General features: G+C 72.8%; 18 protein-coding genes and 1 pseudogene. 7 read left to right on the forward strand and 12 right to left on the reverse strand.

The genetic code is table 11. The annotated features are described in order from the left end of the window. Positions 1-92: 92 nt before the first annotated feature. A complete protein-coding gene (locus ACFWPQ_RS05810) occupies positions 93-1,049 on the reverse strand; it encodes an endonuclease/exonuclease/phosphatase family protein (RefSeq protein WP_384030318.1) in 957 nt (318 codons plus the stop codon). Between the two features lie 319 nt (positions 1,050-1,368). Here ACFWPQ_RS05810 and ACFWPQ_RS05815 point away from each other — a divergent pair, with 319 nt between their 5' ends. After that, positions 1,369-2,031, forward strand: a complete 663-nt coding sequence (locus tag ACFWPQ_RS05815; RefSeq protein WP_384030320.1) for a DUF899 domain-containing protein — start codon at positions 1,369-1,371, stop codon at positions 2,029-2,031. Between the two features lie 154 nt (positions 2,032-2,185). Beyond that, complete coding sequence (locus ACFWPQ_RS05820; RefSeq protein ID WP_384030322.1) at positions 2,186-2,365, forward strand: hypothetical protein; 180 nt, start codon at positions 2,186-2,188, stop codon at positions 2,363-2,365. 61 nt (positions 2,366-2,426) lie between these two features. On the opposite strand, the gene ACFWPQ_RS05825 is transcribed toward ACFWPQ_RS05820, so the two are convergent. From ACFWPQ_RS05825 to ACFWPQ_RS05835, 3 genes are all read right to left on the reverse strand, one after another. Further along, complete coding sequence (locus tag ACFWPQ_RS05825; protein WP_384030737.1) at positions 2,427-4,301, reverse strand: ABC transporter ATP-binding protein; 1,875 nt, start codon at positions 4,299-4,301, stop codon at positions 2,427-2,429. Positions 4,302-4,787: 486 nt separating this feature from the next. Next, a complete protein-coding gene (locus tag ACFWPQ_RS05830; protein WP_384030324.1) occupies positions 4,788-5,225 on the reverse strand; it encodes a hypothetical protein in 438 nt (145 codons plus the stop codon). Continuing rightward, positions 5,222-5,941, reverse strand: a complete 720-nt coding sequence (locus ACFWPQ_RS05835) for an ATP-binding protein (RefSeq protein ID WP_384030326.1) — start codon at positions 5,939-5,941, stop codon at positions 5,222-5,224. Before ACFWPQ_RS05835 ends, ACFWPQ_RS05830 begins: the two co-directional genes overlap by 4 nt. Positions 5,942-6,414: 473 nt before the next feature. Here ACFWPQ_RS05835 and ACFWPQ_RS05840 point away from each other — a divergent pair, with 473 nt between their 5' ends. Then, positions 6,415-7,275 carry a helix-turn-helix domain-containing protein gene (locus ACFWPQ_RS05840; RefSeq protein ID WP_384030328.1) on the forward strand — a complete coding sequence of 287 codons (861 nt, stop codon included), beginning with the start codon at positions 6,415-6,417 and terminating at the stop codon, positions 7,273-7,275. Further along, positions 7,276-7,551 carry a DUF397 domain-containing protein gene (locus ACFWPQ_RS05845; protein ID WP_089100964.1) on the forward strand — a complete coding sequence of 92 codons (276 nt, stop codon included), beginning with the start codon at positions 7,276-7,278 and terminating at the stop codon, positions 7,549-7,551. A gap of 168 nt (positions 7,552-7,719) precedes the next feature. On the opposite strand, the gene ACFWPQ_RS05850 is transcribed toward ACFWPQ_RS05845, so the two are convergent. The 6 genes and pseudogenes from ACFWPQ_RS05850 to ACFWPQ_RS05875 all read right to left on the reverse strand — a co-directional run bounded on the left by ACFWPQ_RS05850 (position 7,720) and on the right by ACFWPQ_RS05875 (position 14,848). Further along, a complete protein-coding gene (locus ACFWPQ_RS05850; protein ID WP_384030330.1) occupies positions 7,720-8,205 on the reverse strand; it encodes a hypothetical protein in 486 nt (161 codons plus the stop codon). 1,087 nt (positions 8,206-9,292) lie between these two features. Further along, entirely contained in the window at positions 9,293-9,847 is a 555-nt protein-coding gene (locus ACFWPQ_RS05855; protein ID WP_384030740.1) for a PEP-utilizing enzyme, read from the reverse strand. Positions 9,848-10,742: 895 nt separating this feature from the next. Then, a pseudogene (locus ACFWPQ_RS05860) lies at positions 10,743-11,495 on the reverse strand (PEP/pyruvate-binding domain-containing protein); the annotation flags it as partial. A gap of 316 nt (positions 11,496-11,811) precedes the next feature. Continuing rightward, on the reverse strand, positions 11,812-13,299 hold the full coding sequence (locus ACFWPQ_RS05865) for a glutamate synthase subunit beta (RefSeq protein WP_384030332.1): 1,488 nt from the start codon (positions 13,297-13,299) through the stop codon (positions 11,812-11,814). 167 nt (positions 13,300-13,466) lie between these two features. Then, a complete protein-coding gene (locus ACFWPQ_RS05870) occupies positions 13,467-13,946 on the reverse strand; it encodes a DUF1772 domain-containing protein (protein ID WP_384030743.1) in 480 nt (159 codons plus the stop codon). A gap of 200 nt (positions 13,947-14,146) precedes the next feature. Then, positions 14,147-14,848, reverse strand: coding sequence for a DUF2293 domain-containing protein (locus tag ACFWPQ_RS05875; protein ID WP_384030334.1), 702 nt, complete (start codon positions 14,846-14,848; stop codon positions 14,147-14,149). A 191-nt stretch (positions 14,849-15,039) separates the two neighbouring features. On the opposite strand from ACFWPQ_RS05875, the gene ACFWPQ_RS05880 reads away from it, so the two are divergent. Both ACFWPQ_RS05880 and ACFWPQ_RS05885 read left to right on the forward strand, forming a co-directional pair. Continuing rightward, complete coding sequence (locus ACFWPQ_RS05880; RefSeq protein WP_384030336.1) at positions 15,040-15,672, forward strand: uridine kinase; 633 nt, start codon at positions 15,040-15,042, stop codon at positions 15,670-15,672. Positions 15,673-15,741: 69 nt separating this feature from the next. Further along, entirely contained in the window at positions 15,742-16,155 is a 414-nt protein-coding gene (locus tag ACFWPQ_RS05885; protein WP_384030338.1) for a PPOX class F420-dependent oxidoreductase, read from the forward strand. 23 nt (positions 16,156-16,178) lie between these two features. On the opposite strand, the gene ACFWPQ_RS05890 is transcribed toward ACFWPQ_RS05885, so the two are convergent. Beyond that, on the reverse strand, positions 16,179-17,306 hold the full coding sequence (locus ACFWPQ_RS05890) for a magnesium and cobalt transport protein CorA (RefSeq protein WP_384030340.1): 1,128 nt from the start codon (positions 17,304-17,306) through the stop codon (positions 16,179-16,181). A gap of 284 nt (positions 17,307-17,590) precedes the next feature. Between ACFWPQ_RS05890 and ACFWPQ_RS05895 the strand changes: the two genes are divergently transcribed. Beyond that, a complete protein-coding gene (locus ACFWPQ_RS05895; RefSeq protein ID WP_384030342.1) occupies positions 17,591-18,385 on the forward strand; it encodes a methyltransferase domain-containing protein in 795 nt (264 codons plus the stop codon). Between the two features lie 43 nt (positions 18,386-18,428). On the opposite strand, the gene ACFWPQ_RS05900 is transcribed toward ACFWPQ_RS05895, so the two are convergent. Continuing rightward, positions 18,429-19,316: a carbohydrate kinase family protein gene (locus ACFWPQ_RS05900; RefSeq protein WP_384030746.1), complete on the reverse strand. Its 888-nt coding sequence runs from the start codon at positions 19,314-19,316 to the stop codon at positions 18,429-18,431. Positions 19,317-19,320: the final 4 nt, after the last annotated feature.

Consider the following 19,320-nt stretch of genomic DNA (forward strand, 5'->3'; position numbering starts at 1 on the left):
CAGCTGGTCGGCACCCGGGGCGTGGGCGGCGTCCAGGGTGTGGGCGGCGTCCAAGGTGTGGCTGGCGTCCAGGGTGTGGGCGGCGCCCGGTCTCAGTCCGTGAACCGTGCCCACACCGGCGCGTGGTCCGAGCCCGCGACCCCGCGCCGTTTCCCCGGATCCTCGCCCACCGACGGCAGGTCCGGCGCTGCGGTGGTGCCCGGCAGGCCCGTGCCCGCCTCCGCCAGCCGGTGCACCAGCCGGTGGCTCAGGAGGATGTGGTCGATGAGTTCGTGCCGCCCGGAGTTGACGCGGGAGTAGCGCTGCTCCGCCGGTATGCGCGGGGCGGTGTCCCAGAGCCGTACGGCGTCGCCCTTGTCGGCGTGGTCGTAGCCGGTGGTGCCGAGTTCGGAGCCGGGCGGGCCGAGGAGGATCTGGGTGGTGGCCGCCTGCACCTCGTCGTTGAGGTCGCCGAGGACCGCGACGTCGCGGGACTTGCCCTGTCCGGCGAGCAGTTCGTCCGCCAGAGCCCGCAGCGCCGTCGCCTCGGCGGCGCGCCGGTAGAGGGCGTACGCCCCGTAGCGTGCCCGCTCGCCCTCGTCGTGCGGGTAGAAACGGTCGCCGGGGTAGGTCAGCAGCTTGGACTTGAGGTGGGCCACCGCCACCGTGAGCGGTCCGGCCGGGGCCTGGACCGTGACCGCCAGGAAGCCGCGTCCGGACCCGGTGGCGGTCCCGCCCGAGTCGTCCGTCTGCACCGGGCGCAGTCCGGCCGGGAACGCGGCCGTGTCCGCGGCCACCGTCAGCTCGCCACGGGCCAGGAAGCCGACCCGGATGCCCCGGCCGTCGGGATGCGAGGAGAGGGTGAACCGCCAGCTCGGGCCGAGCAGTTCGGCCAGGTCCGCCAGGGCGTCGGGGTCGCCGACCTCCTGGACGCCGAGCAGGGTCGGGTCGAGCGCGCCGATGACTGAGGCGAGGGCGGCGAGCTTCGCCTCGTAGGCGGACTTGTCCTTGGGGCCGTAGGGGCTGCCGGGCCGGTAGAGGTTTTCGAGGTTCCAGGTGCCCAGGAGCATGCCGGGCTCCTTCCAGGAGGTGGTGCGGCCAGCGTGCTCGTCCGGGCCGCGCAGCGACAGAGCCTGGACCGGATGCGCGGTTCGGCTCACCCGGGCCGAGGACCGCGCCGTACGTCGGGGCGATGAGCTCCGCTCGCGCCGGCCGTGGCTCGCTGAAAAGGCGCCGTGGCTCGCCGGAGAAGCGCCGTGGCTCGCCGGAAAAACGCCGTGGCTCGCCGGGAGAGCGCCGTGGCTCGCCTGAAAAAACTCCGGCCGCACCGATGAGTTCTCCGCCCTCCCGCGGTCACCACCCGGAACCGATCGCTGTACAGGAGGGCCCATGTCGCTTCCGGAGATCGTCTCGCGTGAGCGGTGGCGTGCCGCGCGTGCGGAGTTACTGCTCAAGGAGGAGGCGCTCACGCGGGCGCGGGACGCCCTGACTGCCGAGCGGCGCCGGCTGCCCATGGTCGAGGTGGACCCGGAGTACGTCTTCGAAGGGGGCGACGGCAAGGCGACCCTGCTGGACCTCTTCGACGGGCGCCCCCAACTGGTCGTCCACCACTACATGTTCGCCCCGGAGTGGAAGGCCGGCTGCCCCGGCTGCGCCGCCTTCCTGGACCAGGTCGGCCACCTCGCCCATCTGCGGGCGCGCGGCACCGCGTTCGCGGTGGTCTCCCGGGCGCCGTTCACCAGGATCCTGCCGTTCAAGGCGCGGATGGGCTGGACGCTGCCCTGGTACTCCTCGTACCACAGTGACTCTGGCCACGACGTCGACTTCAACCGCGACTTCGAGGCGACCATCGTCGTGGACGACGAACCGGTCGAACGGCCCGGCATCAGCTGCTTCCTGCGGGAGCACGACCGGGTCTTCCACACCTATTCGGTGTACGACCGCGGTCTCGACGGCCTCGGCCCGACCACCTCACTGCTCGGCCTGACGGCTCTCGGCCGGGTGCCGGAGGGCAGTGACCGCGTCCGGTATCACGACGAGTACGAAGACTGACACAGTCGGTCACGAAAGTGGCCGAAAGTCAACGGATCCTCACCGTCCGCGCCGACGGCGTGTCGACTATGTCTCAGTAGCGTCACCGGGCGAGCCATTCATGTTCTCCAGAGCGTTAACTCCTACAGGTACGACGCATTTCTGGAGGTGCAGGATGGTGAACGGGCGAACCGTGCTCGAACGCTTTCCCGCAGGCGGACCGCGAGGATCATGGCCTGCGGAGGAGTTCGCGCAGGCGCGGCGGCTGGAAGGGCTGCCCGCCGAGGTCGTGATGGATCTGGCCACGGACACGTTCCTGGTCATCGTGCGCGGCACCGGCGGCGTCGAGGCTTAGTCGAGGCATGGTCGGGCCTGGTCGAGGCCTGGTCGGGGTCTGGTCGGGGTCTGCTCAAGGATCAACCGGCCTTGCGGACCGGCAGCTTCGCCGTGAACTGGTCCGCCTGGAGCGCGTACAGCTCCGCGTAGACACCACCGCTCGCCAGGAGTTCGTCGGGGGTGCCCGACTCCACCACCCGGCCCTGGTCGAGGACGTGCACCAGATCCGCGTGCCGGACCGACGCCAGCCGATGGGTGATCAGTACGACCGTCTGCCCGTTGCCCGCCAGCGCGCGGATCTTCTCGAAGACCTCCAGCTCGGCCCGGGCGTCCAGGGCGGCCGTCGGTTCGTCCACGATCAGGATGTGACCGCGCCGGTAGGCGGCCCGCGCGATGCCCAGCCGCTGCCACTGGCCGCCGGACAGCTCGTGTCCGCCGCTGAAGTTGCGGGCCAGCAGGGTGTCCAGGCCGCGCGGCAGATCGTCGACCACCTCCTCCGCGCCCGCCTCCGCGACCGACTCGGCCAGCCGTTCGTCGGTGAGCGGCGCCGACGAGCGGCCGACCGCCACGTTGACCTTGGCGGTGAACGGCCAGCGCTTGAAGTCCTGGGCGACCATGGCGATGCGCTCGGCGAGCCGGTGCCGGTCGGCCCGCGCCGCGTCGACGCCGTCCCACAGGATGCGGCCGCGGTCCGGCTGGTACAGCCCGGCCAGCAGCTTGACCAGGGTGGTCTTGCCGGAGCCGTTCTCGCCGACCAGGGCGACGATCCGGCCGAGGGGGAGGGTGAGCGTGACGTCGTCCAGGGCCGGACGGGTGGCATCCTCCGGGTGATCACTCGGATAGGCGAAGGTGACGTTCTCGAACCGGATCTCCCGCGGGTCGTCGGGGAGCGGGTCGCCGCCGACCGGGATCGCACGGTCCGCCGCCTCGACGTACAGCCGCTCCAGGTCGCCGACGAACAGCGCTTCCTCGTGCAGCGTGTTGATCTCCAGCACGAGGGTGTTGAGGCTCGCCGAGCCGGAACGGATCGCGATCACCGCCGTACCGGCCACCGACAGGGCCATCGCGCCGCTCAGCAGCAGCCCGCCCAGGGTCGCGTAGGTGGCGACGGTCGCGAGGCCGGTCCAGGCCGCCGCGATCAGGCCGGTACGGGCCGCGAGCCGGGCCAGCCGGGCCTGTTCCGCCTCCGCCGTCTCCGACATCGCCCGGTAGTGCCGCAGCAGGAACGGGCCGACCCCGTGCACCCGGATCTCCGGCGCCGCCTCCGGCTCGGTGAGCAGGCCGCTGATCAGGTGGCCGGCGCGGGCGTGCTGCACCCAGGTGTGGAACGACTCGTAGCGGCGCCGGGCGTTGGTCAGGGCGCCCCAGGCGCTCGGGATCGTCATCGTGATCAGCAGCGGGAGCAGGGCCGGATGCAGCACGGTCAGCACACCGGCCGCGGTGACCAGCGAGATCATCGCGTTCACCACGCGGGTGCCGTACATGATCATGCGGCGGGCCGAGGAGGCTCCGTACTGGGCCGTGTCCAGCAGCTTGTGGAAGTCGTGGTCCTCGATCGCGGCCAGTTCGACGGCCGCGGCCCGCTCCAGGTACATCTCGGTCGCCACCCGCTCGACCTTGGGTTCCAGACGGCCGGTGGCGTACGTGGACGCCGCGCGCAGCAGGGCGGCGACGAACATGACGGCGGCCATGATCACCAGGGCGGGGGCGGCGCTGCGCAGCCGTTCCTCGATGGTGCCGGTGCCGATCAGCCGGCCCAGCACGCTGTTCACGGCGAGCAGGCTCACCGCCTGGGCCACTCCGACGCCCACCTGCGAGGCCAGCACGATCCGCGCGGCCCGGGCGTCCGCCTGCCGGGCCAGCCGCAGACTGGACGCGAGCATGCCGGGCAGCCGGGTCATCATGGCGCGGAAGCCCAGCTCCAGGAAGGCGTTCCCGTGCTGGCTCCAGCCCATGTCGTAGCGGAGCGGTCCCCCGAACAGCAGCTGCTCCGACTCCGACACCTCGGGCGCCGCCGTGTCCCGCCTCTTCCTCACCGCGATCCTCCCCGGGGCCGTTGCGGTGGCCGTGGCCGTGGTCGTGGACGAACGGCCACTATCGCGGGCGGAGCCGCCACCGGGCAGGGCGCGCGACGAGGCTCGCGGCGTGCGGGGGCGTGCGCGGGTGAGTGCGCGGGGGAGCGGACCGAGGCGACCCCGGGGGATTCACGACGCGGGAACGATTGCGGCGCGAGCGCGTCTTCGGTCAGAGCATGACTGCGGCCGGAGCATGACTCCGGCCCGAGAGCGACTGTGCCCCGAGAGCGACTGTGCCCCGAGAGCGACTGCGGCTCGAGAGCGACTGCGGCCCGAAAGCGACTGCGGCCCGAGAACGACTCCGGTGTGATCAGCCGGCCTGAACTTCCTCGGCCGCACCCGCCTCTCGGCCGAAGCCGCGCAGCGTCACGCGCTCAGGGGGCGGGACCACTCCGGTGTCGTCCCCGTCACCCGGCACAGGGCGAGGTACAGCGGAATCGGCGGGGTGTACGGCACCGTGCCCTCGGGGCGGTGGATCAGGCGGGCCGTACGGGGGAGCGGGGCGCCCGGGCCGTAGTCGGCCGGGGCGGGCCAGGTGAGGGCGTCGTCGGAGTCCGACGGGACGATCCACCACCAGTGCGTGCCATCGGCGTACACGCACCCCACCCGCGGCAGCCGCGGTACCACGAGCGGCCCGAGTCGCGCCGGTACGGCCACGGCGTCGCAGCCCAGCGGCGCCGTCATGCCCTCGGGCACCGGGAACGACCCGCCGGCGACGCCCGCGAGGGTCGACCGCCGGTCGCGCTTCAGGCGGACCAGGGTGTCGAGGCCCAGCGACCGGCCCGGGCCGGGTGCGCCGGTCATGGCTGCCTCCGCCGGGGCACCGGCCCCAGTACCGGCCCCAGCGACCCGGACCGCCCCTCCGCGCCGGAGCCCGGCGACGGCGGCTGCACCGGAGTGTGCGCGGGCCCGTGGGGCGAGCCGTGCGACGGCTCCGGAGCGGGGCGAGCACCCCAGCCCAGGTCGTTGCGCGGCTCGGCGGTGTCCTGGGCGGCGTCGGTCTGGCGCGGCAGCTCCGCCCAGACCAGCAGCCCGGGCCCGTGCTCCTGAGCCCCCCAGGCCTGACACAGCGCGTCGACGAGGAGCAACCCCCTCCCGTGCTCCTCCTCAGGGCGCTGCGGGGACGGGTGGGGCTCGTCGGGCGAACAGCCTTCGTCGTGCACGGCGATGCGCACCGTGTCGTCGTGGTCGTGCAACTCGCACACGACGCGACTGCTCGCGGTGTGCACGATCGCGTTGGTGACCAGCTCGGATATGACGAGGGCGGCGGTGTCGCAGGTGTCCGCGCAGACCGACCAACCGGTCAGCCGGGCGCGCACCAGGCGTCTCGCCTGGGCGGGGGAACCCGGATGAGCGGCCAGCTCGAACCGGAACCGGCGCTCGACAGTGCCCTCACCCGGGTCGGCTGCCTCCTCCACGCTCGAAGGAGTTCGCACGGGAGGACCCCCATCAGCACCGAGACCGAGACGGTCTGCGGCGGCGTCTGTTCCTAAGGGCGCGGACGGAATCACGCTTGCCACTATCTCCCCGCCGTGAACACTTGGCAAGTGTCACTCTGAAATATGCAGAGTGCTGTGTGACGCGGTGAAGGGCCGTGGCACACTGCTCGCAACAGCATGTCGAGCGGCGCCAGTTGGGATCAGTGAGGATCCGGCGGACCGATCCGGCCAATGCGACTGATGTGACCAAGCGGGACTGTTCCGGCTGTTTGGTCACATCGGCCTTATTGGCTATTTCGGTCATTCCGTCAGATCTTCGAATGAGTCTTCGAATGGCGCCGCTGGGCTGTCAGCATGCCGGGTGACACCTGTATGTGCGTGACGGTGTATGTGCATGGCCGTGCATGTGGGTGGCCGTGCTTTGCGGGGCTGTGCATGTGGGTGGCCGCGCAGTGCGCGGCTGTGCTTGTGCGTGGCGGTACATGTGTGTGGCGGCCAGGACGCCGGCGAGTCCGATGGGCGGGCCCGGCCAGGGAACTTGGTGGAGGTGGAGCGTGAGCGAGCCGCGGTCCGCGCCGACTGTGGGCCAGGTGGTCCTCGGCCGGCGCCTCCTCGACCTGCGCGAACGCGCGGGCCTCAAGCGCGAGGAGGCCGCCCGCGTGCTCCGCGTGGCGCCCGCCACGGTCCGCCGTATGGAGATGGCCGAGGTCGCTCTCAAGATCCCGTACCTCCAACTGCTCCTGAAGGCCTACGGGGTGACCGACGACGAGGCCGACCTCTTCGTCCGGCTCGCCGAGGACGCCAACAAGCCCGGCTGGTGGCAGCGGTTCCACGACATCCTGCCGAGCTGGTTCTCCATGTACGTCAGCCTGGAGGGCGCGGCGAGCCTGATCCGCTCCTACGAACCGCACTTCGTGCCCGGTCTGATGCAGACCGAGGACTACGCGCGCGGGGTGCTGAAGTCGGGCGCCGTCGGCCAGACGGAGCCCGAGGAGATCGAGCGCCATGTCGCCCTGCGCATGGAACGCCAGCAACTGCTCACCCGTACCGATGCCCCCCGCTTCTGGGCGGTGATGGACGAGACCGCCCTGCGCCGCCCCGTCGGCGGTCCGGAGGTGATGCGCGCGCAGATCGACCGACTGCTCGAGGTCACGAAGCTGCCCAATGTGACGCTCCAGGTCGCCCCGTTCTCCAGCGGGCCGCACCCGGGGACGTACGGGCCCTTCGTGCTGTTCCGATTCGCCATGCCCGAACTGCCGGACATGGTCTACAGCGAGTACCTGACCGGCGCCGTCTACCTGGACGCGCGCACCGAGGTGGCGACCCACCTCGAGGTCATGGACCGCATGGCGGCGCAGGCCGCTACGGCACAACGCACGAAGGAGATCCTCCGGGATCTCCGCAAGGAGCTGTGAATGGATCGAATAAAGCCCCAGTCCGGGCCGCGGAACCGCACCGAGCGGATCTACAACGGCATGCCTGCCCGGGAACTGGGCAGCGAGGGCTGGCACAAGCCGTGGAGCGGCGGCAACGGGGGCAACTGCCTGGAGGCGATGAAGCTGGCCGACGGCCGGATCGCCGTCCGTCAGTCGACCGACCCGGACGGGCCGGCGCTGATCTACACCACGGACGAGATGACGGCCTTCATCGAGGGCGCCAAGGCGGGGGAGGCCGACTTCCTGCTCTCCTGAACCTGCTTCTTTCTCCTTGTTCCTCGCTCCTCGTACCCCGTACCTCGTTCCTCTTTGTTCAACTTCTTTGTAATGGTGCTGAATTGATCATCAACCGCGTCAGACGCCTACGGAGCGCCTCATGACCGGGCAGGACCACACCGTGGACGACGCCGCACAGTGCGGGCGTCACAGCCAGGACCACATCCGCCGGGGCGCGTCGGCGACCACCTCCAGGAACCGCCGTACCTGCGCGGGCCGCGGCGTCTGCCCGTCACGCACGGGCAGCCGTACGACGGCCAGGCCGGCCTTCCCGGGCGCGGCCGACCGGTCCGCGCCCAGGTCCTCCGCGCGCAGGTCGACCACCGTCGTGAACCCCCGGGCGGCCAGCGCCCGGTAGCCCGCAGGCGAGGGCGCCGAACCCCGCCACAACCGCTCCTCCGCGTCCACGGGCTGGAAGTGCCGGATGCCCTGCACGGCCCGGGCCCCCGCGGGCGGCGGGGTCTCCTGGCGCGCCCAGAAGGAGAGGGCCAGCACGCCCAGCGTGCCGGTACCCCACAGGGCGACGTAACCGAGGGCGGCGACGAGGACCATCGTCAGCACGCGGCGGGGCAGGGCGCGTCCGGGCGAGCGGGGGAGGGCGCGTCGGAACGAGCGGGGGAGCGCGAAGGCCATGGGCGACCCGGGGGACTCGGGGAACTCGGGGGATTCGAGGGATTTGGGGACGGGGGCGCTTCGGCATCGTAACCCGGGGCTCGGGCGGGCGAGTTGTCCGTGTTCACGTCCGTGGGTGGGGCGTGGTCCACGTCGGCGGGTCAGTCGTCGTCGGCATCCGCGTCCCCGATGCCGACGACCGTGAGGTGGGCGCGGTCGAGGGTGGTGTCCTCCAGGCAGCCGCGCAGCCGCATACGGTCGTGCTCGGTGAGCGCGGGCCGTACGACCCCGGCGAACATGCCGCCTCCCAGGTCGCCGAGTGCCGCGTGCCGCAAGGGCACGGAGGTGGAGTCCCGGCACCGCTCCCACACCTGCTGGGCGGCCAGCGCCCGCCGCTCGCCCGTCATGCCGGCGCCGCGCGTGTCGACCTGGACGAGGACGGAGGTCGCCTCGTTGTCGTTCTCGTGCCGCTCGCGTGTCTGGGTGAGATCGGCGAGTCCGACGACCAGCCCGCCGAGCAGGGCGGCGCCGACGACCGCGCCGACGGCCAGGCGAACGGTGCGGCCCCGGGCGGCCGGGGGGAGCGCCGGGAGGTCCTCCAGATCTTCCGCGTCGTCTTCCGTGTCCCGGCCCGTGCTGTCGGGCCCGGGCCCGGGCGCGGCGAGGACCGCCAGTCGTCCCGCGGGCCGCCGTTCGGCGGGCCGGGCCGTCACGGACGCGATCCGCTGTACCAGCCAGGCGAGCCCCGACAACAGGACGCCGGTCACCATGAGGACGGGCACGAAGACATACGTCCGGTCCGCGGTGTCCTCCAGCCAGCGGAATCGGGCGGAGGAGCTGTGCGCGGGCGCGGCCTCCCGCAACCGTGCCAGCACCTCCTCCTGCCGTGCCGCCGACTCCCGCTGCCGCAGCTCGCCGTCCCGCAGCCGCTCCTCGATCCGGGTCAGCCGTCCCAGCAGCACGATGCCGAGCAGCATCACCTCCACGACCAGCAGCAGCACGCCGCACAGGATGGCCCGCTGCCACTGCCATCGGTACAGGTAGACGACCGTGTACGTCCCCGCCCCCGCCGCGGCCAGCCCGCCGAACACATAGGCGATCCTCCGCATCATTCGCCTCCCGCCCGTACGTCGCCACCGGTCCCGTCGACGCCGATCCGCGACCCGGGCGGGAACCGCCGTACCGCGTCCGCCGCACCGACCACGGCCGGTACCCCGAACTCCCGTGCCAGCACGGCGAGATGCGACAGCGCACTGCCGGTCTGCGCGACCAGCCCGGTCAGCCCGGGCAGCAGCGGGGCGAGCGCGGGATCGAGGGTCCGTACGACGAGCACGGCGTCGGCCGGCCGGGGCCCGGACCCGTCCCAGACCGTACCGACCGCACGCCCACCCGACACGCCACGCGCGGTACCGCTTCCGGCGCGCTCGGCGACCACCTCCCCGCCCGCCAGCCGGAAGGCGTCCGGAAGAGGCGGCGATTCGGGCTCCGGCACACGCGCGTGGACATCGGCGGGAAGCGCGGCGCCTTCGAGTACGGCGACCAGTTCCGGCCACCGCAGCAGCCCGGCCCGCTTCACGCCCAGCCCCCACCCGCCGGGCCGCCTCCCGCACCAGCCGGACCTGCAACTCCTGAACCCACCGGACCCGGAGCCGCAGCGCTTCACGAGGCGGGAGGGCGGGGGGCGCGGCTTGTGGGGGCGGTTGGTCCGTGGGGACGGCGGCCCCTGCGGGTGGTTCGGCCCCTGCGGGTGGTTCGGGCCCGGCGGGTGGTTCAGGCTCGGCGGGTGGTTCAGGCTCGGCGCCCTCGGGCGGGAGCGTCCGCCGGGCCGGCAGGCCCTGCCCCGGGCCCCGCAGCAGACCCGGTTCCGGGCCCCGCAGCAGGCCCGGCGCGGTGAGCGCCAGGATCACCGGGGCCGCCACGGCCGCCCTCTCGTCCGGGACACCCCCGGCCCGGGTCTCCGCGAGGGCCGCCAGGGCCGCGCCCGCCGCGGTACGGCTCCTCGCGGGCTCGGGCAGGAGAGCGCCCGCGAGCACCTCCTGCGCGTGCAGCGGGACCAGGGCCGCGCGCGTCCAGCGCAGCTCCGCGACGAGACCGGAGGCGGGCAGCCGCACCGGGGCCGGGACCTCGGCCAGATGCCGGTCGACGTCGGCCACGAGGTCCGTGGCCAGGCCGGGCAGCGCGGCGGCCAGCCGGCCCAGCCGCCAGGCCGCCGCGAGCCTGCGTGCCCCGGGCGCCGGGTTCAGCAGGGCGAGCCACCGGTAGGCGGGCGGGGCCGCCCCCAGCAGGCGCAGGTCGGCGGCGGCGCGTCCGCCGACGGTCGTCACCACCGGCCCCCGGCGCAGCAGCCGGCGCGGCGCACTGCCCCCGATGTCCAGCGCGGCGGCGAGCCCACGGGCCATGGGCGCCACCCACAGGTCCGCCTCCAGCGGCAGGAGCTGCCCCGGCAGGGTCTCCGCGACCGGTCCGGGCCCGAGTAACCGCGCCCCGCGCGCCGGCCGGGCCGCCATCGCCGTGATCGGACGGCTCTGGAACAGCCACAGCCGCCCGTCCCCGTCGAACCCGAACTCGATGTCCTGCGGCCCCCCGAACACCCGCCGCGCCCGTTGCGCGAGCCGCGCCAGCCGCAGCAGCTCGCCGCGGGTGAGCACCACACCGGTGTCACCGGTGGCACCGGTATCACGTGTGCCACCGAAGTCACGGGTGTCACCGGCCGCCGCCGGCTCGGTCCGCAGCAGCCGCCCGTGCCTGCTCAACCAGTAGCTGCTCCCGGCCTGTTCACCGCCGACCAGCCGGTCCGGCCCGCCACGCACCGCGCTCACCAGCATCCGGTCGGCGCGCCCCGCAACGGGATCCGCCCCGAACATCACCCCGCCGACGCGGGCGGTCAGCATCGGCTGGACCAGCACCGCCATGGGCGCGACGGTTCCGTCGGGGCGGCGCGCCGAGTCGAGCACGGCCCGTACCGCCGTACCGAAGTCCGCCCAGCCGCACACGTCGAGAACGGACGCGAACTGCCCCGCCAGCGACGAGGAACCGGTGTCCTCCTGGGGCGACGAGGACCGTACGACCAGCGGCCGGGCACCTCCCTCGGAGAGCTCCTGCCAGGCCGGCCACAGGGCGGCCGGGTCGCCGTGAGCGCCGTCCGGGACGACGAATCCGGGGAGCACGGGCAGCCCGGCACTCGCGGCCCGGGCGAGGTTGGCGGCCTTGGAACCGGCACGCAGGGGATGTGCGGCGAGCGGCTGGTCCAGCGGAACGGCGACGGGGCCCTGCGCCTCGACCAGCCCATGACGTTCGTCGAGCGTCGTCATCAACACCCTCCAGGACCGGCCGTCAACAGGGGGGACGCGCGGGGGTGGCCCTGCGCCTGACGACGGAACGAAGGATGGGGGCGTTCACGATCGCCGCCCTCCGGGCCGACCGCGACACGTCTCCTGCGCCCATAATCACACCGCCGTTGGACTCCACGCCGTCCGCAGTCCACTTTCCGGCCGACCGTGCAGGGATTTCGTGAGCCGGAAGGAGAACGCCCCGACCGACTCGTCCCCCGGCAGTACGCCGCGTGTCCTCCCCAGGGCCGAGAACCCCCCCCGCTCCGCCGGCGGCCCCTGGCCCCGCCCGCGGCGACTACACCGTCATCGGCCGGTCGTACGGCGTTATCGGCGACGGCAGTTGCGAACTCCCCGTCAGATAGTGGTCGACGGCCGCCGCCACCGCCCGCCCCTCCGCGATCGCCCACACGATCAGCGACTGCCCGCGCGCCGCGTCCCCGGCCGCGAACACGCCGCGCACGTTCGTGGCGAAGCCCGCGTCACGGGCGACGGTGCCGCGCGGCACCATCGCCACCCCCAGTTGGTCGATGAGCCCGTCCTCCCGGTCGGGCCCGGAGAAACCGAGCGCGAGCAGCACCAGGTCGGCGGGGAGCGTCCGCCCGGTCCCCGGCACCGGCAGCCGCGCCTCGTCCACCTCCACCAGATGGAGCGACCGCACGTGCCCGCTCTCGTCGCCGGTGAAGCGGAGCGTCGACGCCGCGAACAGCCGCGCGTCGGCGTCCGCCGCGGGCGCCGTCTCCAGGTCCCGCGCCTCCTCGTGCGCCGCCGACAGCCGGTAGATCTTCGGATACGTCGGCCACGGCTCGAGGTCCTCGTCCCGCTCGGCGCCCGGCTGTGCGTAGATGTCCAGCTGGGTCACCGACGCGGCCCGCTCCCGCAGCGCGGTCCCCAGACAGTCCGCCCCCGTGTCACCCCCGCCCACGATCACCACATGCTTCCCGGCCGCCGACATCGGCGATTCGGTCAGATCCCCCTCGCACACCCGGTTGGCCAGCGGCAGATACTCCATCGCCTGGTGTATCCCGTCCAACTCCCGGCCCGGCACCGAAAGTTCCCGCCACGCCGTCGCCCCGGTCGCGATCACCACCGCGTCGTACCGGGCCCGCAGGTCCGCCGCCCGCACGTCCCGCCCGACCGTCACCGACGTACGGAACTTCGTCCCCTCGGCCCGCATCTGACCCAGCCGCCGGTCCAGGTGGTGCTTCTCCATCTTGAACTCGGGGATGCCGTACCGCATCAGCCCGCCGAGCCGGTCATCCTTCTCGTACACGGCGACCGTGTGACCGGCCCGGGTCAGCTGCTGCGCCGCCGCGAGGCCGGTCGGCCCCGACCCGATCACCGCGACGGTCCGCCCGGAGAGCCGCTCCGGCGGCCGCGGTGACGCGAACCCCTCCGCCCAGGCATGGTCCGCGATGGCGCACTCGACGTTCTTGATGGTGACGGCGGGCTGGTTGATCGCGAGCACACACCCCGCCTCGCACGGTGCCGGGCACAACCGTCCCGTGAACTCGGGGAAGTTGTTCGTGGCGTGCAGCCGGTCGCTCGCCCGCCGCCAGTCCTCCCGCGACACGAGGTCGTTCCACTCGGGGATCAGGTTCCCCAGCGGACACGCGTCGTGGCAGAACGGCACCCCGCAGTCCATGCAGCGGTCCGCCTGCTTGCTGATGATCGGCAGCAGCGCCCCGGGGACGTACACCTCGTCCCAGTCCCGGACCCGCTCCTCGACGGGCCGCCGCGGCCACTCCTCGCGCGGCGTGGTCATGAACCCCTTGGGATCGGCCATGGTCGTCTTCCTCGCGTGCGGTTGCCCCAGGCCGTGCATCAGCGGGCGGCACTCTTTCGGCCACGATACGTCCGCTCGGTGACGCCCGCAGAGTGGCTGACAGCGCTTTCTGGCGGGGCTTCCTCAGCTGGAAGCCAGCCGGGGGTCAGCCCGCTCCCACGTCTCCCTCAGGACAGCGCCAGCACGTAGACGAGCGCCGCCGCGGCCGACACGACGGTGCGCACGTGGTTCCAGAGCGTCCACTCGCGTACGTACACGGGCCAGTAGGAGACGGCCTCCGGGGTGCCCGGCTCCAGCTTGGTCAGCGCCTCGTTCCGGGGCACGTTGGCCATCGCGGTCAGCCCGAACGAACCGAACAGATACAGCCCGCTGCCCAGCAGCAACTCCGTCTTCCCGCTGTCCGGCCACACCACGAACGTCACCACCGCGATCATCGCGCACACCACCGCCGACCCCGCGAACAGCAGCATGAACGCCGGGGTCAGGGCCGCCCGGTTGATCGCGTTCATCGCGGCGACGCCCTGCGCCGGCGGCAGCGAGGCCAGCCCCCGCATCACGAAGGCCGAGAACCCGCAGAACACCCCCGCCACCAGGCCGGTACCCAGCACCCCCAGCAGGACCAGTACGTAATACGGCCCGTCGATCACGACCACCACATCCACTCTCGCCCCTGGACACCTTCGCCACTCAGGTCCATGCCCACGGACCACCCCTCCCCATGACTGTGAAACCCGTACACATACACATCCGACCAGGAACCCCCTACGCCCGCCTCCGTCCCGACCCCGCCTCCGTGCAGACCCCGCCTCCGCCCCGAACCGTTCCGACTCCCACCCCTCGCCCGCCGTCACCCGGTCAAGCGGATCTCCACCCCGGCCTCCCAGCCCCGAAGCACCGCCTCCACCGTCCGCGCGATCCGCCGCCGCGCCTCGTACCGCGGCACCCCGCTCATCAGCAGCTGGTCGTACGGCGTGTCCACGTGCCGTACCCCCGCCACCACCGCGGAGACCACCGCCCCCTCCGACAGCGCCCGCCCGGCCGCGGTCCGCCCGACCCGCCCGCTGCCCCGCGCCGACGCGTGCGCCGCGATCGCCCGGGCCCGGTCCACCGGGCAGCCCGGAAACAGCCGCAGGATCTCCGTCGCGAACGCCTCCGTGAACCGCACGTCCTCGGCCGCCCGCCGCTTCGCGTCCCGTGCCCGGCGCCGCCGCCGTGCCTCGGCGTCGGCCAGGCACCGCGCCTCGGCCCGGGCCAGCGCGGCCTCCTCGACGAGGACGCCCTGCCGCTCGTACCGGCTCTTGCGCCGGTTGAACCGGACCACCACCGCCGACAGCGTGCTCTCCTCCCGCGACCGCCGGGTCAGTGCCGTATCGCCCCGCGGCAGGAACACCAGATGCCCGAGATCGGCACACTCCAGGCACCGCGGCACCCCGTCCTCCACCACCAGCAGCGACAGCGGCCCCCGGCTGCACGCCGCGCACCGCTTGTGCCGCAGCGGCTGCACGACCAGAAGTCCAGCGTGGTGAGGGGGAGTTGCGAGGCGTGTCATATGCGGTACTTTCCCCTTCCCGAGGGCTGATCTCACGTCGTCCACGCCCCCTTGTGTGCCGTCCGGCGTCTTCTGCCCGCCCTGCTCGCGGCCCGGCAGGCGTCGCCGACGGCTCACCGCTCATCGCCGCCGCTGCCCGGCCCCGGGGTCGGCCCCGCCTACCCGAACGACCGACCCGGCATCATGATCCTGTGCGACTCGAAGCGATCACCTGGGACCGGCTCGCCGAGCGCCTCGCCGAGCGGCTGGTCGAACTGAAGCCCGATGACGGGGGCGCCTGGCCACGCGTCGCCTTCGACGGCGCCCCGGCCGCCCGGCCCGGCGACCTCGCGGAGCGCGTCGGTGAGGCACTGCGCGTACGGGGCCGGCCGTCGCTCGTCGTGGGCACCGAGGGCTTCCTGCGCCCGGCCTCGCTGCGTCTGGAATACGGGCGCGGTGACGCGGAGTCGTACTACGGCGGCTGGTTCGACACCAACGCCCTGTGGCGCGAGGTCTTCGGCCCCCTCGACCCCGGCGGGACCGGCCGCGTCCTGCCCGACCTGTGGGACCCGGCCACCGACCGCGCCACCCGCAGCCCCTATGTCCAACTCCCGCCCGGCGGCCTCCTGCTGCTGCACGGACCGCTCCTGCTGCGGCACTGGTTCCCGTTCGACCTGACCGTCCACCTCCTCCTGACCTCCGGCGCCCTGCGCCGCCGTACCCCCGAGACCGACCACTGGACGCTCCCCGCCTTCGAGCGCTACGAGGCCGAGACCGACGCCGCCGGCGCGGCCGACGTCCTGGTCCGTGCCGACGACCCGCGGCATCCGGCATGGAGCGGCTGAGCGGCCGGCTTCCGGGGGTGGTCCGGCAAAGCACTTTTATATGCGCGTGCATCTAAGTAGTCTGGCCGCATGACGACCTCCTCGACCGCTCCCGTCGCCTTCGACGACTCGCTCCGGGCCCTCCTCGACGCCAGGAACTTCGCCAGCGTCGCCACCCTCGGCCCCGACGGTGCCCCGCACAACTCGGTGGTCTGGATCAAACGCGAGGGCGACACCGTTGTCTTCTCCTCCACCGGCGGCCGCCAGAAGGTGCGCAACCTCCGCCGCGACCCCCGCCTCAGCCTCACGGTCTTCGACCTGGCCAACCCCTACCACTCGGCCGAGATCCGAGGCACCGCCGAGATCCTCCCGGACGAGGACAAGAGGCTCCCGCACGAGCTCTCCCACAAGTACCTCGGCATCGACCCGCCCGCGGAGAGGGGCGACGAGACCCGCCTGATCATCAGGGTCGTGCCGCGCAGGGTCGTCGCCTTCTCCGCCTGAGGTGCCGCTCGCCGGCCACCGGCTCAGAGCCAGCCGTTGCGCCTGAAGCCCCGGTACAGCACCAGACACGCCACGGATATGACGCCGATGACCAGCGGATAGCCGAACCGCCAGTGCAGCTCCGGCATGTGATCGAAGTTCATGCCGTACACACCGCACACCATCGTCGGCACGGCGATCACCGCCGCCCAGGCCGTGATCTTCCGCATGTCCTCGTTCTGCGCGACCGTCACCTGCGCCAGATGCGCCTGGAGAATGGAGTTGAGCAACTCGTCGAAGGCCGCGATCTGTTCCTTCGCCCGCATCAGATGGTCGAGCACATCCCGGAAGTAGGCCTGTATCTCCGGGTCGATCACCCGTATCGGCCGAGTGGTCAGCTCCTCCATCGGCCTGCCGAGCGGCACCACCGCCCGCTTCAGTTCGAGGAGTTCACGCTTCATCTGGTAGATCCGGCCCGGGTCGGCCCGCGCGCCGTTCTCCGCGAAGACGTCCGCCTCGACCTGGTCGATGTCGCCCTGCACCGAGTCCGTGACGCTCAGATAGTCGTCGACCACATGGTCCGCGATCGCGTGCAGCACCGCCGACGGGCCCTTGGCGAGCTGCCTCGGCGCGGCCTCCAGCTCCTCGCGCAGCGGCCCCAGCGAACCGTGCCGGCCGTGCCGTACCGTGATCACGAAGTCCTCGCCGACGAACACCATGATCTCGCCGGTGTCGACCACCTCGCTGGTCGCCGTCAGCTTCTCGTGCTCGACGTAGCAGACCGTCTTGAACACCGCGAACAGCGTCTCGCCGTACCGCTCCACCTTCGGACGCTGATGGGCCTCGACCGCGTCCTCGACGGCCAGCGGGTGCAGGTCGAACAGTTCGGCGATGCCCGCGAACTCGCTGTCCGTCGGTTCGTGCAGCCCCAGCCAGACGAACCCCTCCCCCTTCTTGCGCACCCGTTCCACGGCGGAGAACAGATCGCTGCACTCCGGGACCCGCATCCCGTTCTCGTACGTCACGCAGTTGACCACCGAGGAGCCCAGCGGGGACCGTGCGTGATGGTTCAGGTCGACGCGGGGCAGCCGCCGGGCCAGCCGCGCCACCCTGCGCAGGCCGCCGGCCCTGCCCAGCCCCGTGACCTTCCGCAGATTCCCTGCCATCGTCATCCGGATCTCCTTGCGTGGATCCACTCGTGCAGCGCTTCCCGCCCTGCCCGGCAAGTCTGCCAGCCCGGTGTGAGACACGGGTAAGCCTGTGGGAACGGCGAGTTCCGGTTGGTTCCCGCCTGTGGACAACTACGGACAACCGAGTTCCCCGTGCCCGTGGACGTTCCCCGCGCCCGTCGGTGTTCCCTGTGCCCGTCGGCGTTCCCCTCACCCGTCGTCGGCAAGGCCGCCGCAGGGGAGCGTCGGCCGCCGTGGACAAGCCGGGCAACTGGGATCATCGCTTCATGACACAGGCCGACGGATATCTCCTCGACAACCGCCAGAGCGAGGCCGGACAGCGCTTCGACGCCTTCGCGAGCCTCTTCGACCCGGCCACCTTCCGCCACCTTGAGGCATTCGGTCTCGGAGCGGGCTGGCGCTGCTGGGAGGTCGGGGCCGGCGGCACCTCCGTGGTGTCGTGGTTGGCCGGGAAGGTCGGGCCGACCGGCCGGGTCGTCGCCACGGACATCGACACCTCACTGCTCGCCGCTGCCGCCCGCGCACCGGTCGAGGTCCGCACCCACGACGTCGGCGCCGAGGAACCGCCGGGGGAGGGCTTCGACCTGGTGTACGCCCGGCTCGTCCTGGTCCATGTGCCGGACCGGGAACGGGCGTTGCGCTCCATGATCAAGGCCCTGCGTCCCGGCGGGCATCTCCTGATCGAGGACGCCGACCCCGCCCTCCAGCCCCTGACCTGCCCCTACGAATACGGCCCCGAGCAGCAGCTCGCCAACCGCCTGCGCCAAGGCTTCCGCAAGCTCCTCGCCGAACGCGGCGCCGACCTGTCGTACGGCCGCAAGCTTCCCCGGCTGCTCCGCGAGGCCGGGCTGCACCAGGTGGAGGCCGACGCCTACTTCCCCGTCGCCTCGCCCGCCTGCACCGCGCTGGAGACCGCCACCGTCCGGCAGATCCGCGACCGGCTCGTCACGGCGGGCCTGGCCACCGACGCGGAAATCGACCGGCACCTGACCAACGTGGCGACGGGCGGCATGGACCTCGCCACCGCCCCGATGATCTCGGCGTGGGGCCGCAAGGCGTAGGCCCGCAAGGCGTGGGCCCGCCGATGCCTTGCGGGTGCCGTGGTCAGTCCCGGGCGGGCGGTCGCGCGCCGACGCGTTCCACCGCCCGTGCGCCCGCCCGGCAGCCCCGCGCCGCCGCCTCCCGAGCATCCGCGTCGGCGACCAGCGCGGCGAGGAACGCCCCGGTGAAGGCGTCACCGGCGCCCGTGGTGTCCCGGGGCGTCGTCGGCACGGCCGGGATGCGTGCGAGGACGCTGCCCGACCGGGCCACCAGCGCGCCCTCCGCCCCCGCCTTGGCCACCACCAGCGGCACCTGGCGGCTCAGCTTGGCCGCGGCGTCCGCCGGATCGGGTAGCCCCGTCAGCAGACAGGCCTCGTCCCGGCTCGGCAGCAGGACGTCCACCCCCTCGACGAGCCTCAGAAAGCGGTCCACGCCCAGCGCCACGAGAAACCCGGCCGACGCGGGGTCCAGGCTCACCGGCACGCCACGCGCGCGTGCCGCCGCCAGCGCCACCGCCGCCAGCGCCCGGCTCGGTTCGGAGAACAGCAGATAGCCCGAGAGGTGCAGCCGGGCCACCCCGTCGAGCAGCGCGTCCGACCAGTCGGCGGGCTCCAGCCGCAGGGACGCCCCGCTGTCGGTGAGGAAGGTGCGCTCGGCGGAGGCACCGTTGTCGACCAGGCAGATCACCGTCCCCGTCGGGGCCTCGGGATCCACCACGAGCCGGGGCCGCACCCCTGCGGCGACCAGCTCCCGCTCGTGCCACCGGGCCGCGTCCGCGCCCACCCGGCCCAGCAACCGTACGTCCGCGCAGCCCGTGTCTGCGGCCCAGCAGGCGACGTTGGCCCCTGCTCCGCCGGGCAGGGTCCGGACCAGGGCGCCCGTGTCGGTGCCGGCCGCGAGCGGCCCCCGGTACCGCGCGACGACGTCGGTGACGACGTCCCCGACGACCAGGAGC

This window comes from Streptomyces sp. NPDC058464, from assembly GCF_042721035.1.
GTDB lineage: Bacteria > Actinomycetota > Actinomycetes > Streptomycetales > Streptomycetaceae > Streptomyces.

What these genes read in the sequence shown, in the direction of transcription:
- ACFWPQ_RS05875 (WP_384030334.1), bottom strand. Translation starts at nt 14,848, where the DNA reads ATGACACGCCTCGCAACTCCCCCTCACCACGCTGGACTTCTGGTCGTG.
- ACFWPQ_RS05895 (WP_384030342.1), top strand. Translation starts at nt 17,591, where the DNA reads ATGACACAGGCCGACGGATATCTCCTCGACAACCGCCAGAGCGAGGCC.
- ACFWPQ_RS05830 (WP_384030324.1), bottom strand. Translation starts at nt 5,225, where the DNA reads ATGACCGGCGCACCCGGCCCGGGCCGGTCGCTGGGCCTCGACACCCTG.
- ACFWPQ_RS05850 (WP_384030330.1), bottom strand. Translation starts at nt 8,205, where the DNA reads ATGGCCTTCGCGCTCCCCCGCTCGTTCCGACGCGCCCTCCCCCGCTCG.
- ACFWPQ_RS05825 (WP_384030737.1), bottom strand. Translation starts at nt 4,301, where the DNA reads ATGGGCTGGAGCCAGCACGGGAACGCCTTCCTGGAGCTGGGCTTCCGC.
- ACFWPQ_RS05885 (WP_384030338.1), top strand. Translation starts at nt 15,742, where the DNA reads ATGACGACCTCCTCGACCGCTCCCGTCGCCTTCGACGACTCGCTCCGG.
- ACFWPQ_RS05820 (WP_384030322.1), top strand. Translation starts at nt 2,186, where the DNA reads ATGGTGAACGGGCGAACCGTGCTCGAACGCTTTCCCGCAGGCGGACCG.
- ACFWPQ_RS05865 (WP_384030332.1), bottom strand. Translation starts at nt 13,299, where the DNA reads ATGGCCGATCCCAAGGGGTTCATGACCACGCCGCGCGAGGAGTGGCCG.
- ACFWPQ_RS05810 (WP_384030318.1), bottom strand. Translation starts at nt 1,049, where the DNA reads ATGCTCCTGGGCACCTGGAACCTCGAAAACCTCTACCGGCCCGGCAGC.
- ACFWPQ_RS05890 (WP_384030340.1), bottom strand. Translation starts at nt 17,306, where the DNA reads ATGACGATGGCAGGGAATCTGCGGAAGGTCACGGGGCTGGGCAGGGCC.
- ACFWPQ_RS05815 (WP_384030320.1), top strand. Translation starts at nt 1,369, where the DNA reads ATGTCGCTTCCGGAGATCGTCTCGCGTGAGCGGTGGCGTGCCGCGCGT.
- ACFWPQ_RS05845 (WP_089100964.1), top strand. Translation starts at nt 7,276, where the DNA reads ATGGATCGAATAAAGCCCCAGTCCGGGCCGCGGAACCGCACCGAGCGG.